The organism is Paracoccus sp. (in: a-proteobacteria) (assembly GCF_047973135.1).
Classification (GTDB): Bacteria; Pseudomonadota; Alphaproteobacteria; order Rhodobacterales; family Rhodobacteraceae; genus Paracoccus.
In genome coordinates this window covers 13850-27987 of the sequence record NZ_JBKEBL010000100.1, presented here as the reverse complement: position 1 = coordinate 27987, position 14138 = coordinate 13850, and the positions used below count along the sequence as shown (strand labels likewise).

Sequence of the window (14138 nt, the reverse complement as noted above, 5' to 3'; positions counted from 1 at the left end):
CAGCACCTGTCTTGGATCCAGCCGAACAGAAGGATACCGTCTCCGGTAACCGAGATCCAGATGTCAAGGGTTGGTAAGCTTCTGCGCGTTGCTTCGAATTAAACCACATGCTCCACCGCTTGTGCGGGCCCCCGTCAATTCCTTTGAGTTTTAATCTTGCGACCGTACTCCCCAGGCGGGATGCTTAATGCGTTAGCTGCGCCACTGAAAAGCAAGCTTCCCAACGGCTAGCATCCATCGTTTACGGCGTGGACTACCAGGGTATCTAATCCTGTTTGCTCCCCACGCTTTCGCACCTCAGCGTCAGTATCGAGCCAGTGAGCCGCCTTCGCCACTGGTGTTCCTCCGAATATCTACGAATTTCACCTCTACACTCGGAATTCCACTCACCTCTCTCGAACTCCAGACAGATAGTTTTGAAGGCAGTTCCGGGGTTGAGCCCCGGGATTTCACCCCCAACTTTCCTGTCCGCCTACGTGCGCTTTACGCCCAGTAATTCCGAACAACGCTAGCCCCCTCCGTATTACCGCGGCTGCTGGCACGGAGTTAGCCGGGGCTTCTTCTGCTGGTACCGTCATTATCTTCCCAGCTGACAGAGCTTTACAACCCTAAGGCCTTCATCACTCACGCGGCATGGCTAGATCAGGGTTGCCCCCATTGTCTAAGATTCCCCACTGCTGCCTCCCGTAGGAGTCTGGGCCGTGTCTCAGTCCCAGTGTGGCTGTTCATCCTCTCAAACCAGCTATGGATCGTCGGCTTGGTAGGCCATTACCCCACCAACTACCTAATCCAACGCGGGCCGATCCTTCGCCGATAAATCTTTCCCCATAAGGGCGTATACGGTATTAAACCCAGTTTCCCGGGACTGTTCCGTAGCAAAGGGCACGTTCCCACGCGATACTCACCCGTCCGCCGCTAGAACCGAAGTCCTCGCTCGACTTGCATGTGTTAGGCCTGCCGCCAGCGTTCGTTCTGAGCCAGGATCAAACTCTCAAGTTGAAAGCGCCGAAACGCTATCCTTGACGTCGAACCTTGCACATCTGTCACCCCCGGAAACATCCGGGGTAACAACTGTCCATCGTCCTCACTTGCGCAAGTCCGACAAACAGTGAAGCTGACACCTGGATCATCGCATAAGCTACCAGGCCGATATGCAAAACTCTCAGTCGTCAAACGACCAAACCGCCCGCATATCCCTTCATCATACTATAATGTCAAAAAGCAACAGAAACATAACAAACCGGAGCGCCAATCTCTTAGCGCTTACCCCAGCCGCCATGCTTCCAGATTTCCTCCAAAGCTTCAGACAACCGCCTTCCGCTTCGTCCCGTTCCAGCGTTCCCGCCGTCTCGGTGAAGCGGTATCTACGGACCAACAACCAAAGCCGCAACCCCCGTTGCGCAAAAAATCCGAACAAATTTTACGAAAGACTTCAAGATACTGAAATATATATGATAAAATGCGCCTATTTTCAGTCGCTCCCCGAAGGTGCCGCCCTTGTGCCACGTATTCCGCCCGCTGCAGGGGTATCTGCTGCGAGAATCGGGCCGGGTCGTCGCCGTCAAAAGCGGTATTCGAATGTCATGCTGATCCGGTCATCCTGCCAGCCGGCCACATCCACCAGATAGCTCAGCGTCTCTGCCGGCGGCAAAAGCCCGGCGGCCAGACGGCAATTCACCTTGCCGACGCCACCGATCACACCATAGTCGGCGATGCAGGGCTTTTCGCGCATTCCGCCGCCAAGGACGTGAATGCCGCTGACCGACAGCGTTGCGCCGTCGAAGGGATGTGTCTGAAGGATGAACCCCAGATGCGCCGAGGGGGCGACCCGGTATTTCGCCCCCCTCTCGCCCGTCCCAAGCCCCCAGATCACCCCGAATCCGCTTGAAATCCGGGTCATGAACAGGATTGTCAGATCAGGATAGGCCGGGGTGTACCAACCGGAAAAATCGACATGCTTTCCATGCGCAAGATCGTATCCGCCGAATCTCAGATCGCCGGCAGCGTCCGATCCGGCCGAGCCGGAATGAAGATCCAGCATATCCGTGTCCTCCCAAAAGCCCTGTGAGGATGCAGGCGGGCCCGCCACAAGCAGCGCCACCAGATTCAGTATCAGCCCAAGACAAGCCGCCCGCATCGAATATCCTTCAGGCCGTCTTGCGACGGAAAATTCAGATAATTTTATGGATGATCCGTTATAAGCCCCGGCGGCCACCTTGCAGAGACGGGCATCCGGTCAGGATATGTACCACTTTGGGATAGATCGCCTTTGTCGCCCTCTGCCGTCGTGACGCAGCGGCGCGGATGGTTGAGATTCCGGCACCGATCTGACACATGCTGTTTCTCGACAAACAGGGGTGGGCACGCATGAACCGCACTTTGAAAATCGCCATCGGCAGCATCTTCGTCGGGCTGACCGTGCTGGCGCTGAAGCTGCTGGCCTGGTGGCTGACCGGCTCGGTCGCGCTGTTGTCGGATGCGCTGGAAAGTACCGTGAATGTCGCCACCGCCGTCGCCGCGCTGGTCGCCATCCGGGTCGCCGCGCGCCCCGCCGATTCGACCCATCCCTATGGCCATCACAAGGCGGAATTTTTCAGCGCCGTGCTGGAAGGCGTGATGATCATCGTCGCCGCGCTGCTGATCATGCGCGAGGCCTATTTCGGTTTCCTGAACCCGCCTGTGCTGGATGCCCCGTTCGAGGGAATCGCGATCAACGCCGCTGCCGGGGTACTGAACGCGGTCTGGTGCTGGGTTCTGATCACGCGCGGCCGGAAATACCGGTCCCCGGCGCTGGTGGCGGATGGCAAGCATCTGCTGTCGGATGTGATCTCGTCCGGCGGGGTGCTGCTGGGTGTCGTGCTGGCCGTGCTGACCGGGTGGAGCGTGCTTGACCCCGCGCTGGCCGGGCTGGTCGGGCTGAACATCCTGTGGTCGGGCTGGAAGGTGACGGCAACCTCGCTTAGCGGACTGATGGACGAGGCGGTGCCCGATGCCACACTGGACACGATCCGGGCGATCATCTCGGACAAGGCGACCGGCGCGCTTGAGGCGCATGACCTGCGCACCCGTCATGCCGGGGCCGTCACCTTCATCGACTTTCACCTGGTGGTGGACGGGCAAACCACGGTCGAGGACGCGCATGACATCTGCGACCGGATCGAACAGTCGCTGCGCGCCAAGCTGGCCGACGCGCAGATCACCATCCATGTCGAGCCGGAACACAAGGCCAAGCATTCCGGCGTGCTGGTGCTGTAGACGCGTCAGAAAATACCGCGCGCGCCCTCTTTCCACAGAGAGGGCAGGACCACCACCTTCGCGCCATGGGGCACACGTTCGTAAATATCGATGGCGTCCTGATCCAGCAGGCGGATGCAGCCCGATGACACGGCCTGCCCCAGATATTGCGGCTCGCAGGCGCCATGGATGCGATACAGTGTGTCCTCTCCGTTCTGGAACAGATACAGCGCCCGTGCGCCCAAAGGATTGCCCGGTCCGCCCGCCATGCCGCCATTGGCGATGGAATAGGGTTCCAGATCCGGGCGACGGGCGACCATTTCATCGGGCGGGGTCCAGCGGGGCCATTTACGCTTGAACTGCATCACCGCGTCGCCCGCCCAGCCAAAACCAGCCGCCCCGACGCCAACGCCGTAACGCATCGCCGCCCCGTTTTCTTGCACCAGATGCAGCATGGCGCGGTCAGGATCGACCACGACCGTTCCCGCCGGCTGGTCGGGATAGGGATTGGCGACCTCTTGCCGCCACAGATCGGGCGGAATGATGCCCTGCGGCACGGCAGGCACCGGGAAGGGCTCGTCCGTGACCGCGCCATAGCGCGCGGGCAAAAGCTGCATCGCGGGCGAGGGCAGCGTCTCATAGGCTTCGGGTTCCGACCTTGCACAGGCCGACAGCAGGGCGGCCGAGGCGGCCGTCAGGAAATTGCGACGTTTCATGATGAATCCTTGGTTCTGACTGATAGCGGGCCGCGCATCGTCGCGCGGCGGCGGCATCGTCAGGGACGCGGAGGCTCGGGTGCCCCGGCCACAGGCAGGCCACAGCGCGCAGGACCGTCCGACGGGCGTATCGCCGCCCCCAAAGCATCCCGCGCAGGCATGACCAGAACCGGCAGGATCGCGTGATCCACATGACAGGAATTGCCGGCCAGGGACGGCTTTTCGCCGTGACTGCCCCCCGATTGCAGGGTATCGGCAAGCTGCGTTGACGCAGCGGCCCAGGATGCATGCCCTGAGGCGAAGGCACCCCACGGCAGGACCGCGATGACAAGAATAGCCAGAAACAGGGCGCGCAGCGTTTTCATGCGGCGAGCCATGTCAGTTTTAAACCATTTGGTCAAGCTTGTTGCAAACGCAACATTCCGCGATCAGGCCGCAAGCCGCACCCAGACGGGAACATGGTCACTGGGTTTCTCGCCCGCCCGCGCCTCGCGGTCCACGCCGGTTTCGACCATCAGATCGGCGGCTTGCGGCGACAGCAGCAGATGGTCGATGCGGATGCCGTCATCCCTGTTCCACGCCCCCGCCTGATAGTCCCAGAAGGTGAACGGCCCGCTCTTGGCCCAAGGGTCGCCTATGCGGATCGCGTCGGTCCAACCCTGCCAAAGGATCGTCCGCAAGGCGGCGCGGCTTTCGGGGCGGAACAGGGCGTCTTCGGTCCATTTGCCGGGGCTGGCGGCATCGCGAGGCTGGGGGATGACGTTGTAATCGCCCAGCATCACCACCGGCATCTCGCTGGCCAGCAATTCTGCCGCACGCAGGCGCAGCCGATGCATCCAGGCCAGCTTATAGTCGTATTTCGGCCCCGGCGCAGGGTTGCCGTTGGGCAGATACAGCCCGGCGATTCGTACCGCCTGATCGCCCGTCACCGTCGCCTCGATATAGCGGGCCTGTTCGTCGGCATCGTCACCGGGCAAGCTGCGGGTCACATCCTCCAGCGGCAGCCGCGACAGGATGGCGACGCCGTTGAACCCCTTTTGACCATGCGTTTCGACATTCCAGCCAAGATCGGCGAAATGATCGCGCGGAAACCCCTCATCGACCGATTTGATCTCTTGCAGGACGACGACATCGGCCCCTGCCCCGGCCAGCCAGCCGGTCAGAGCCTCGATCCGCGCCTTGACGCCATTGATGTTGAAACTTGCGATTTTCATGCCCGCATCATTAGCACCCCGCCACCGATTGGCAACCGATGGTTCGCGCCGTGAAAGAAGGATATACATGTTACACGTTACATGTTAACGATGCAGAGCGAGGAAACCATCATGCCCCGAATCGTTCCCATTCAGCCCGCGAAAAGCGTCGCCGATCAGGTCCGCGACAGGTTGCGCGATGCCATCGTCGATGGCGAATTCGGGATGGGGGAAAACATATCCGAGGAACGGCTGACGGCGCTGTTCAGGGTCAGCCGCTCGCCCGTTCGCGATGCGCTGAACGAACTCAAATTCCTTGGCCTGGTCGAGATCATCCCAAAGCGCGGCAGCTTTGTCTTTCTGCCCGACGATGCCGAAGTGGTGGATCTGTGCGAATACCGCCTCATGCTGGAACGCGAGGCGGCCAAGCTGGCGATGGCGCATGATGCACATGGGCTGACCGGTCGCCTGCGCGAGGTTTGCGCCCGGATGACCCGTATGCAGGACAGCGACGATCACGCCGGCTATTCGCGCGCAGACGCCGAATATCACGCGGCTTTCTTCGATTTCTGCGGCAACCGGTTGGTCCGCGATGCCTATGCACTGGCGGATGCACGTATCGGGACACTGCGAACCGCGCTGACCGCGCCCTCGGATCAGCGCCGCGACGCCAGCTTCCGCGAACATCTGACGATGGTGGCCCAACTGGAACACGGCGACATGGCCGCTTTTGCGGCGACGCTTGCCGAACATATCGACCGGACCCGGCGCGTCGCGCGGGTCGAGCTGCGGAAATTCAAGGAGAGGTCCGATGACAACACTGCGCGCCCTGCTTGAACGCGGAACCATCGTCGCGGCACCGGGTGCGCCGGACGCGCTGACGGCGCGGCTGATCGCTCATCTGGGGTTCGGGGCGGTATACATGACCGGGCTTGGTGCGACGGCCAGCAGGCTGGGTATGCCGGATCTGGGGCTGATGACACAGACCGAAATGGCCGATCACGCCCGCACCATGACGCGGGCGGCGGGGATTCCGGTCATTGCGGATGCCGATACCGGCTATGGCGGTCCGCTGAATATCCGCCGGGCGGTGTCGGATTATGCCATGGCGGGGGTGGCCGCCCTGCATCTTGAGGATCAGGTCAGCCCGAAGCGCTGCGGGCAATTGTCGGGCATCCGTCTGGTCGATACGACCGAAGCCGAGGCCCGGCTACGCGCCGCCATTGCCGCACGCGACACTGCGGCGCCCGATATGCTGGTCATCGGTCGCACCGACGCCCTGCCCGCGCAGGGCATGGATCAGGCCGTGACCCGCGCCGCCCGCTATGCGGATTGCGGTGTCGATCTGGTTTTTGTCGATGGCGTCAAGACGAGGGCCGAAGTCGAGGCCATCTCTGCCCGCGTTCCCGGCCAAAAGGTCGTCAGCCTTGTGGACGGAACCGACGCGGCCCTGCTGACGCTTGCCGAATTGCATCAGATGGGCTTTTCCATCTGCCTTTACGCCGTCACCACCCTGTTCGCCGCACTTGGCGCGCAAGGCCGCGCGCTGGCGGCACTGAAGGAAACCGGCAGCGTCGCCGGGATTGCGGGGCAGGCCAGCTATGCCGGGTTCTGCGAGATCGTCGGCCTGGACGAACACCAGTCCTTCGCCCACCGGTTCGAGGCATGAGCGTCGCGACCGCCACTGTCCTGATTACCGGCGGTGCGGCTGGAATCGGGCTGGCAATCGCGCATGCCGCCACCCGGCGCGGCGCCCGCGCGCTGATCTGGGACATAAACGCCGCCAGGCTGGACCGGGCCGCTGCCGAACTGCCCGGTTGCAAGACCCTCTGCGCCGACATTTCGGATCCTGACGCCGTCATCGACGCCTTTGCACGGGGTCCGGCCCCCACGCATCTTGTCAACAACGCGGGCATCCTTGGCCCGGACATGGCGCTGAACGCCGCCGATGCGGATGCCATCGACCGGGTGCTGGCGGTCAATCTGCGCGGGGCAATGCTTGTCACCTCGGGCTTTCTGAACGCGCGGACGGAACATCCCACGGCGTCCATCGTCAACATGTCCTCGATCGCGGGGTTCAACGGCGGGGCTCGGGGCCGGGCTGTCTATGGCGCGACCAAGGGGGCGATGCTGGCACTGACGCAGGCGATGGCGCGCGATCTGGCCCCGGCGCTGCGGGTGAACGCGCTTGCGCCCGGCATCATCGACACCGAAATCCAGGCGGGGCTGTTTGCCGGCCGCGCCGCGCTTGAGGCGGCGACCGCCAGCATTCCGGCCGCCCGCCTTGGCCAGCCATCCGAGGTCGCATCCGCCGCCGAATGGCTGCTGTTCGACGCGGCCTATGTCACCGGAGAAGTCATTCGCGTAGCGGGAGGACGCAAATGAAACGATCCCTCGATCTGCTGTTTCACCTGCTGGACTGGATTCTGGTCCTGCTGCTGGTCGCCATGACGGCCATGGTTTTTGTGAACGTCGTTCTGCGATACGGCTTCGGGAACGGGCTGGACATATCGGACGAAATGTCGCGCTTTTGCTTTGTCTGGCTGATCTTTCTCGGCTCGGTCTCGGCGATGCGGCGCAACATGCATATGGGCTTTGACCTGCTGGTCGTGTCGGTCTCGCCGGGCAAGCGGCGCGTGCTGTTGACGATGGCGAACGGGCTGATCCTTGCGGTCTGCCTGCTGATCCTGACGGGCACAATCATGCAGTGGCATGTCAACGCGACAAACATCGCGCCGGTGACGCGCCTGCCGATGATCTGGGTCTTTGGCGTCGCGGTACCGATGTCGGTCGGCATCGGGATCATGGCCGGATGGCGGATGATCGGCTATGCCACCGGGCGACTGAGCGACGCCCTCGCGCATGGCGACGCGGAGATGCACCAATGAGCCTGATCATCTTTCTGGTCACGCTTGGGCTGGCCTTGGCCACGGGGGTTCCGGTCGCCTTTGCGCTGATCATCTGCGCCGTCACCATGGGCATCTCGCTGGATCTGTTCGATCCGCAGATCATTTCACAGCGATTCATCGTCGGGGCGAACAACTTTTCACTGCTGGCGATCCCGTTCTTCCTGCTGGCGGGCGAGCTGATGAACGCGGGCGGGCTGTCGCGGCGGATCATCAGATTCGCCATGGCCTTTGTCGGACATCTGCGGGGTGGGCTGGGGATTGTGGCGATCTTTGCGGCGGTCATCCTTGCCAGCCTGTCGGGCTCGGCTGCGGCGGACACGGCGGCGCTGATCTCGATCCTGCTGCCGATGATGCGGGCCTCGGGCCATGACGAGGCGCGTTCGGTCGGGTTGATGGCCTCGGGCGGGATCATCGCGCCGATCATTCCGCCCTCGATCGCCTATATCATCTTCGGCGTGGCGACAAACCTGTCCATATCCAAACTGTTCATGGCCGGGATCGTGCCCGGTGCGATGATGGGACTGGGCGCGCTGACCGTCTGGATGATCCTGGCCCGGCGCGAGAATGTCGCCCCCCTGCCGCGGCAGGAATGGCCCGCCCGGATCGAGGCGCTGAAAGGCGCGATCTGGGCACTTGGGCTGCCGGTGATCATTCTGGGCGGCATCCGCTTTGGCGTCGTCACCCCGACCGAAGCCGCCGTCATCGCCGCTGTCTATGCGCTGCTGGTCGGGCTGTTCGTCTATCGCGAGCTGCGGCTGTCGATGCTGTTCGAGGTGTTCCGCAACGCCGCCCATACCACCGCTGTGGTGATGCTGCTGGCGGCGGCAGCGCTGACGACGGCGTGGTTCATCTCGATCGCGGATCTGTCGGGCATCGTGCTGGACATGGTCGGCGGACTGGTCGATCACCCGCGCATCCTGCTGCTGGTCGTCATGGCGCTGGTTCTGGTGATCGGCACGATGATGGATATGGGGCCGACGATCCTGATCCTTGCGCCGGTGCTGTTGCCGGTGGTGGAAGAGGCCGGGATCGACCCGATCTATTTCGGCGTGCTTTTCGTAATCAACACCGCCATCGGCCTGATCACCCCGCCCGTCGGCATCGTGCTGTCGGTTTCGGCAGGCGTGTCTGGCGTTTCGATGCACCGCGTCGCGATGGGGGCCATGCCCTTTCTTGCGGCGCAGGTTCTTGTCCTCGTTCTGCTGGTCATCTTTCCACAGATCGTCCTGTGGCCGCTGTCCTGGCTGCAATAATTTGAAAAAAGGGAGGTAATTTCATGTCCAATCAACTGACCAAGGCGATTTCTCTGCTGGCTGTGGCTGCCGCGCTGTCCGGCGACGCATCGGCGCAGGAATACGGGCGCCACACGTTCAAGGTATCGAACGGCGCGGCCGAGGATCATCCGGTCTCGGCCGGGGTCGATGCCATGTCGGAATGCCTTCAGGCGGGCAGCGACGGCAAGATGAAGCTGCGCGGCTTTTACAACGGCCAGCTTGGTGACGATGCCGAGGCCACGCAATCGGTCCGTTCGGGCTCGATCGAGATGGTCGTGACCGGGGCTGCGGCCATCGGCGGGATCGAACCGGGAATGAGCGCGCTTGAACTGCCGTTCCTGTTCAGCTCGGACGCCGAGGTCGATGCCATCATGACCGGCCCCTATTTCGATCATCTGGCCGAAAAGATGCCGCAGCACGGGCTGATCCTGCTGTCGATCTGGGAAAACGGCTTTCGCAACACGACCAATTCCAAACATGCCATTGACAGCGTGGACGGCTTCAAGGGTCTGAATTTTCGCGTCATGCAGAACCCGATTTTCATCGACACCTTCCGCAGGCTGGGGGCGAACCCGGTGCCGATGGCCTTTGGCGAGGTGTTCACCGCGCTGGAAACCGGGGCGGTGGACGGGCAGGAAAATCCGATCCCGCTGATTCAGGCGACCAAGTTCTATGAGGTGCAGAAATACCTTACGCTGACCCGCCACGCTTATTCCCCCACGCCGGTGCTGATGGCGAAATCGGTCTGGGACGGGCTGAACGCCGACGAACAGAAGCTGGTCGCCGATTGCGCCGCGCAGGCGCGCGACCCGCAGATTTCCCGTTCGCGCGAGGTGGCCAATACCGCATTGGAAGAGCTGAAAGCCGAAGGCATGGAGGTATCCGAACTGCCCCCCGCCGAAATCGAAAAGCTGCATCAGGTGGTCGCGCCGGTCTATGACGAAAGCATGCAGGCCGTCGGCAGCGAGAATTTTGACCTGCTGATGGCCGAGCTGAACAAGCTGCGCGGCAATTGACAACACCGCCCCGCCGCCAATCCTTGCGGCGGGGCTTATCCACAGGACTGACCCAGATGGGCAACGCCATTCCCGAACCCGATACCCGTGCCTGCCGAACGGCCCTTGCCCGGCGCTTTCCCGGACCCGCATGGCTTGAGGGCACGGATATTCCCGACCGAAACACCCATGACACCAGCTATATGCCCGCCACGCGGCCGCTTGGCGTGGTGCGCCCGGACGATCCGCAGGGCTTTGCCGATGCGATGGCGATCTGCGCCGCGCATGGCGTGCCGGTGGTGCCGCAGGCCGGTCTGACCGGTCTGGCTGGCGGCGCGCACCCGCTGGAGGGGGCGGTCGCCATCTCGTTCGAACGCTTTTCGGGGATTGAGGAAATCGACCCCGCCTCGGCCACGATGACCGTGCGCGTGGGCACTCCGCTAGAGGTGATCCAGCGCGCCGCCGACGAGGCCGGGTTCCTTGTCCCGCTGGATCTGGGCGCGCGCGGATCCTGCCTGATAGGCGGCAATCTGGGCACCAATGCGGGCGGCAACCGCGTTATCCGCTATGGCATGGCGCGCGAGATGGTGCTGGGGCTGGAATATGTGCTGCCTGACGGTACGCTGGTGACTGGCCTGAACAAGATGCTCAAGAACAATGCCGGCTATGACCTGAAGCAGCTTTTCATCGGCTCAGAGGGAACCCTGGGCATGATCACCCGCGCGGTGCTGCGGCTGCACCCGAAACCGGGCTGCACCTGCGCCGCGCTGTGCGGGCTGGCCCGCTATCGCGACGTGGTCGCCCTGCTGGAGGCCGCCCGGCGCGGTCTTGGCCCCATGCTGTCCGCGTTCGAGGTGATGTGGCCCGATTACTGGCACGAGGCCACCGTCACCGTCCCCAATATCCGCCGCCCGATCACCGGCGATCACGGCTTTTATGTGCTGGTCGAGATGCAGGGCATGGATCGCGATCTGGATACGCCGCGTTTTCAGAACTGGCTGGAGATGCAGTTCGACACCGGCCTGATCGAGGATGCCGCCATCGCGCAAAGCCTGGCCGATGTCGCAGACTTCTGGCGCACGCGCGATGCGGCGGGCGAATTTGGCACCGTTCTGGGGCCGCATTCGGCCTTTGATATCGGCCTGCCGGTCGGTACCATGGACAATTTCGCCCTGGAATGCCGGGCTGCGCTGTCGGGTGCCCTGCCGGGTTGCCTGTCGGTCTATTACGGCCATATCGGCGACGGCAACATGCATATCGTGGCGGTGGTTCCGGGCGCGTCCGACCATCCGGGCAAGACCATCTCGGACATCGTTTACCGGACGGTCAAACGCCATGGCGGTACGGTCTCGGCGGAACATGGCATCGGACTGGTCAAGAAACCCTATCTGCCGCTCAGCCGTTCCAGCGGAGAGCTGGCGTTGATGCGCCGCCTGAAACAGGCACTGGACCCGCAGGGCCTGATGAACCCCGGCAAGATTTTCGACATGGAGGAAACCCGATGAACCCCTTGAAACAGCGACTGCGTGCGGGCGAGATGCTGAAAGCAGCATGGGTGGAACTGGCCAGCCCCGACGTCGCCGAAATCATGGTCCGCCACGGCTGGGACATCATCGTGATCGACGGCGAACATGGCGTCGGCACACTGGAGGACTGGGTCGCCACCGCCCGCGCCGTCGAGGCCGCAGGCGGCGAGGTCATCCTGCGCGTGCCCGACGGGTCGGACACGATGCTGAAACGGGTGCTGGACCGGGGCTTCCGGTCGATCATCGTGCCGATGGTAAACTCGGCCGCAGACGCGGCCTCGATCGCCGCCGCCTGCCGCTATCCGGGGCTTGGCCGACGCGGATATGCGGCGCCAGTGGTCCGGGCCTCGCGCTATGGCACCGTGCCCGACTATGCCCGATCCGGGGCGGCGGACGAATTACTGCTGATCGTGCAATGCGAACATGCCGATGCCGTGGCGGGGATCGAGGCCCTGATGCAGGTCGAAGGCGTGGACATGGTCTTTATCGGCCCGAACGATCTGGCCGGTTCGATGGGCCTGCTGGAACAGCTTGACGCCGCGCCCCTGCAACAGGCCATTCGCCACGTTGAAGCGGCGGCCCGTGGCGCCGACCGCTGGCTGGGAACGATCACCGGGCCGGGCCGGGGCTGGAACGATCTGGAGGCTCTGGGCTATCGGCTGGTCATCGGCCCGAACGACATCGCATTGCTGATCGCGGGCGCGAAAGCCGCAGCAGAGGCGCGAGGCTGACGCCCCGCGACCCGTCACCCTGCGTTGCAGTCGGGCAGCGCAGGCCGAGGAAGCGGGCAGGATTGCCCCGGCGCGGCAAGGCACAGCGCCGCCCAGAACGTGCCGACCGTACTGCAATACTCATCAAGATTGCCCTGCGCACCGGCGATCTGGTCAAAAATGTCCAGAACCGATCTCAGCCTGTCCAGCGTCTCGTCCGAGAACAGCCCGGTGGCCGACATCACCTGCCCGACCGGCGCCCCGGCATGGCGGAACCGCAGACTTGCGCTGGCACCTTCGACGACAAGCCGCAGATTCGGCGGCGGATCAAGCACCGTCTCGCCGATCAGGAAAGGCGGGTGAAATATCCATGGCACATCCATGCCCGCGCAGGCACCAATCGGACCGCTGAACGCGATGCCGCCAAGACGGTCCCCGAAAGTGGTCACGGCACCTGACCGGAACGGGGCATCGTTCAGCACCTGCCCCCCGACCTGCCAGCTTATCCGGTCCGCCATGCGGATATTGACGCCGCACAACCCGTCAGGCACCAGAACGGTGTCATCCTGACGCGGCAAATAGCCCGGCAACCAGCTTTCCGGAATCTCCATGCGCAGCGGCATGTCCGGCACGCCGGTGAACCGGATCGACAGGCGCGGCGTACCTGATCCGGCAGTCACGTTCACATGCGGCGGATTGGGCGGCAAAAGCGGCGGATCCGGCGGCATCGGCGAAGCCGGTTCCGGCGGGGGATCGGTCCGAAGCCGTTTCAGTTCCATATCGACAGGCTCTTTGCCCGCCTCGTGCTGCCGGGCGGTCAGGAAAAGCTGTTCCGCCGGGCTGCGCAGGCGTGACAGCGCGCTGCTGCCCGGCCCCTCGCGCCACAATCCGAAATAGACATCACGCCCCTGCGCATTGCCGATCCGCTCGACATCGAACAACTCCCACCCGTCGCGGACCATCCGGTCGCGCAAACCGGTGAAAAGCGGCCGGGGGCGGAACCCCGTGAAAACAGCAGGCGGGGCGTCCGTCGCGTAAAGCGCGGCAAAATGGACCTGCCCCTGCAACACCAGCGCCTCGACATCCACGATCCGCAACCCAAGCGAGCGCATCATATCCTTGCTTTCAAGGAACTTGTCGATGGTAAGCGGGCGGACAATACGCTGACCGCCACTGCCATTGCGAAAGACGGCGGCGTAAAAGGTGCCTCTACCCTCGCGATAGACCTCGAAATCCACCAGCCGCATGCCTTCGGCGCGCATTTCGTCCATCTTTGCGCGCAACGCGGGCAAACCGGCGACGACGTGAAACAGGTTTCCCCCCGTCCCTGCGGCCCAGAGACCCGCGAAGCCTCGGCTGCCGTTGATCACCTCGGTCTCGACGTCGATCAGGCGCAGACCGCGCGCGACCATCGCGGTACCCTGCGCGTCGAACCGCGCGAGAGATAAAAGGCCGGTATGGACGGCCTCGCCCCGGCCTTCCTGCCAGACGGACTGCATCCGAAGCACCTCGTCCGCATCGCCTGTCACCGGGCTTGCGGCCAGTGCCGCAGTCAAAGCAGCTATTCGTTTCATTGCGTTC

14 protein-coding genes and 1 rRNA gene are annotated in these 14138 nt (G+C 63.3%); 9 read left to right on the top strand and 6 right to left on the bottom strand.

Annotation, left to right across the window (positions count from 1 at the left end):
- Together ACK5L9_RS08080 and ACK5L9_RS08075 are read right to left on the bottom strand one after the other, a co-directional pair.
- Positions 1 to 999 (bottom strand): 16S ribosomal RNA (locus ACK5L9_RS08080); the annotation flags it as partial.
- A 562-nt stretch (positions 1000 to 1561) separates the two neighbouring features.
- Positions 1562 to 2041, bottom strand: a complete 480-nt coding sequence (locus tag ACK5L9_RS08075) for a hypothetical protein (RefSeq protein ID WP_416910959.1) — start codon at positions 2039 to 2041, stop codon at positions 1562 to 1564.
- 326 nt (positions 2042 to 2367) lie between these two features.
- Here ACK5L9_RS08075 and ACK5L9_RS08070 point away from each other — a divergent pair, with 326 nt between their 5' ends.
- Positions 2368 to 3255, top strand: coding sequence for a cation diffusion facilitator family transporter (locus ACK5L9_RS08070; protein WP_416910958.1), 888 nt, complete (start codon positions 2368 to 2370; stop codon positions 3253 to 3255).
- Between the two features lie 5 nt (positions 3256 to 3260).
- Here ACK5L9_RS08070 and ACK5L9_RS08065 read toward each other — a convergent pair whose 3' ends face one another.
- The 3 genes from ACK5L9_RS08065 to xth all read right to left on the bottom strand — a co-directional run bounded on the left by ACK5L9_RS08065 (position 3261) and on the right by xth (position 5164).
- Positions 3261 to 3950: a L,D-transpeptidase gene (locus ACK5L9_RS08065; RefSeq protein WP_416910957.1), complete on the bottom strand. Its 690-nt coding sequence runs from the start codon at positions 3948 to 3950 to the stop codon at positions 3261 to 3263.
- Between the two features lie 59 nt (positions 3951 to 4009).
- A complete protein-coding gene (locus ACK5L9_RS08060) occupies positions 4010 to 4315 on the bottom strand; it encodes a hypothetical protein (protein ID WP_416910956.1) in 306 nt (101 codons plus the stop codon).
- 63 nt (positions 4316 to 4378) lie between these two features.
- Positions 4379 to 5164: an exodeoxyribonuclease III gene (gene xth, locus ACK5L9_RS08055; RefSeq protein ID WP_416910955.1), complete on the bottom strand. Its 786-nt coding sequence runs from the start codon at positions 5162 to 5164 to the stop codon at positions 4379 to 4381.
- Between the two features lie 111 nt (positions 5165 to 5275).
- On the opposite strand from xth, the gene ACK5L9_RS08050 reads away from it, so the two are divergent.
- From ACK5L9_RS08050 to ACK5L9_RS08015, 8 genes are read left to right on the top strand one after another with little or no spacing between them, the layout of a single operon-like run.
- Positions 5276 to 5980 carry a GntR family transcriptional regulator gene (locus ACK5L9_RS08050; RefSeq protein ID WP_416910954.1) on the top strand — a complete coding sequence of 235 codons (705 nt, stop codon included), beginning with the start codon at positions 5276 to 5278 and terminating at the stop codon, positions 5978 to 5980.
- Entirely contained in the window at positions 5955 to 6812 is an 858-nt protein-coding gene (locus tag ACK5L9_RS08045; protein ID WP_416910953.1) for an isocitrate lyase/PEP mutase family protein, read from the top strand. Before ACK5L9_RS08050 ends, ACK5L9_RS08045 begins: the two co-directional genes overlap by 26 nt.
- Positions 6809 to 7528: an SDR family NAD(P)-dependent oxidoreductase gene (locus ACK5L9_RS08040; protein ID WP_416910952.1), complete on the top strand. Its 720-nt coding sequence runs from the start codon at positions 6809 to 6811 to the stop codon at positions 7526 to 7528. Before ACK5L9_RS08045 ends, ACK5L9_RS08040 begins: the two co-directional genes overlap by 4 nt.
- Positions 7525 to 8031, top strand: a complete 507-nt coding sequence (locus ACK5L9_RS08035) for a TRAP transporter small permease (protein WP_416910951.1) — start codon at positions 7525 to 7527, stop codon at positions 8029 to 8031. The genes ACK5L9_RS08040 and ACK5L9_RS08035 overlap by 4 nt, the downstream gene beginning before the upstream one ends.
- The gene (locus tag ACK5L9_RS08030; protein WP_416910950.1) at positions 8028 to 9305 is read left to right on the top strand and encodes a TRAP transporter large permease; all 1278 of its coding nucleotides are present in this window, start codon (positions 8028 to 8030) and stop codon (positions 9303 to 9305) included. Before ACK5L9_RS08035 ends, ACK5L9_RS08030 begins: the two co-directional genes overlap by 4 nt.
- 23 nt (positions 9306 to 9328) lie before the next feature.
- Positions 9329 to 10342 (top strand): DctP family TRAP transporter solute-binding subunit, encoded by a 1014-nt coding sequence (locus ACK5L9_RS08025; protein WP_416910949.1) that lies wholly within the window; start codon positions 9329 to 9331, stop codon positions 10340 to 10342.
- Between the two features lie 56 nt (positions 10343 to 10398).
- Complete coding sequence (locus ACK5L9_RS08020) at positions 10399 to 11826, top strand: FAD-binding oxidoreductase (RefSeq protein ID WP_416910948.1); 1428 nt, start codon at positions 10399 to 10401, stop codon at positions 11824 to 11826.
- Positions 11823 to 12578 carry an HpcH/HpaI aldolase family protein gene (locus ACK5L9_RS08015; RefSeq protein WP_416910947.1) on the top strand — a complete coding sequence of 252 codons (756 nt, stop codon included), beginning with the start codon at positions 11823 to 11825 and terminating at the stop codon, positions 12576 to 12578. The genes ACK5L9_RS08020 and ACK5L9_RS08015 overlap by 4 nt, the downstream gene beginning before the upstream one ends.
- A 14-nt stretch (positions 12579 to 12592) precedes the next feature.
- Here the strand turns inward: ACK5L9_RS08015 and ACK5L9_RS08010 are convergent, their stop codons facing one another.
- Positions 12593 to 14131: a hypothetical protein gene (locus tag ACK5L9_RS08010; protein ID WP_416910946.1), complete on the bottom strand. Its 1539-nt coding sequence runs from the start codon at positions 14129 to 14131 to the stop codon at positions 12593 to 12595.
- Positions 14132 to 14138: the final 7 nt, after the last annotated feature.

What these genes read in the sequence shown, in the direction of transcription:
- ACK5L9_RS08075 (WP_416910959.1), bottom strand. Translation starts at nt 2,041, where the DNA reads ATGCTGGATCTTCATTCCGGCTCGGCCGGATCGGACGCTGCCGGCGAT.
- ACK5L9_RS08070 (WP_416910958.1), top strand. Translation starts at nt 2,368, where the DNA reads ATGAACCGCACTTTGAAAATCGCCATCGGCAGCATCTTCGTCGGGCTG.
- ACK5L9_RS08065 (WP_416910957.1), bottom strand. Translation starts at nt 3,950, where the DNA reads ATGAAACGTCGCAATTTCCTGACGGCCGCCTCGGCCGCCCTGCTGTCG.
- ACK5L9_RS08060 (WP_416910956.1), bottom strand. Translation starts at nt 4,315, where the DNA reads ATGAAAACGCTGCGCGCCCTGTTTCTGGCTATTCTTGTCATCGCGGTC.
- xth (WP_416910955.1), bottom strand. Translation starts at nt 5,164, where the DNA reads ATGAAAATCGCAAGTTTCAACATCAATGGCGTCAAGGCGCGGATCGAG.
- ACK5L9_RS08050 (WP_416910954.1), top strand. Translation starts at nt 5,276, where the DNA reads ATGCCCCGAATCGTTCCCATTCAGCCCGCGAAAAGCGTCGCCGATCAG.
- ACK5L9_RS08045 (WP_416910953.1), top strand. Translation starts at nt 5,955, where the DNA reads ATGACAACACTGCGCGCCCTGCTTGAACGCGGAACCATCGTCGCGGCA.
- ACK5L9_RS08040 (WP_416910952.1), top strand. Translation starts at nt 6,809, where the DNA reads ATGAGCGTCGCGACCGCCACTGTCCTGATTACCGGCGGTGCGGCTGGA.
- ACK5L9_RS08035 (WP_416910951.1), top strand. Translation starts at nt 7,525, where the DNA reads ATGAAACGATCCCTCGATCTGCTGTTTCACCTGCTGGACTGGATTCTG.
- ACK5L9_RS08030 (WP_416910950.1), top strand. Translation starts at nt 8,028, where the DNA reads ATGAGCCTGATCATCTTTCTGGTCACGCTTGGGCTGGCCTTGGCCACG.
- ACK5L9_RS08025 (WP_416910949.1), top strand. Translation starts at nt 9,329, where the DNA reads ATGTCCAATCAACTGACCAAGGCGATTTCTCTGCTGGCTGTGGCTGCC.
- ACK5L9_RS08020 (WP_416910948.1), top strand. Translation starts at nt 10,399, where the DNA reads ATGGGCAACGCCATTCCCGAACCCGATACCCGTGCCTGCCGAACGGCC.
- ACK5L9_RS08015 (WP_416910947.1), top strand. Translation starts at nt 11,823, where the DNA reads ATGAACCCCTTGAAACAGCGACTGCGTGCGGGCGAGATGCTGAAAGCA.
- ACK5L9_RS08010 (WP_416910946.1), bottom strand. Translation starts at nt 14,131, where the DNA reads ATGAAACGAATAGCTGCTTTGACTGCGGCACTGGCCGCAAGCCCGGTG.